1 protein-coding gene is annotated in these 434 nt (G+C 64.1%); it reads right to left on the bottom strand.

From position 1 onward, the window contains the following. On the bottom strand, positions 1-434 hold a 434-nt coding region (locus tag D7X55_RS46645; protein ID WP_147470511.1), incomplete at both ends, for a sulfatase-like hydrolase/transferase.

The raw sequence follows: 434 nt of genomic DNA, 5'->3' as shown, positions 1-434 counted from the left end.
CAGCGTGTCCTTGCCGTACGGGCTGGCCTGGATGCGCTGCACCAGCTGCGAGATCAGCCGGTCGCTGCACTTGAGCGCGTTGAGCATGTTGATGTTGCCGTACTGGCTCTGGTAGCGCTCGCCCTTGCACGATACCGGCAGGTGGCCCGCCGGGTGGTGGGTGTCCATGGTCAACGTGGTCAGCATGAACGGTGAACCGGCACGCGAGAGCTGCTCGAAGCGCTGGTAGGCGGTATCCAGCAGCACGTCGTCGTGCACGCCCCAGGCCGAGTAGTGGATGCGGCCGATCTTCTTCTGCTGCTTGAACCATGCCAGGTCGTGCACTTCATCGAAACCGTGGCTGGCCAGGAACTGGCCCTTGCCGGCGAACTGGCCGTTGGCACCGCCCAGGTAATGGTTGGTGTAGCCCTGCTGCTTCAGGTAGTCGCCCAGGC

The organism is Corallococcus sp. AB049A (assembly GCF_003668885.1).
In the GTDB taxonomy this organism is placed as follows: Bacteria; Myxococcota; Myxococcia; order Myxococcales; family Myxococcaceae; genus Corallococcus; species Corallococcus interemptor.
The sequence above is the reverse complement of the archived record's forward strand: the minus strand, read 5'-3'. Positions and strand labels throughout refer to the sequence as shown.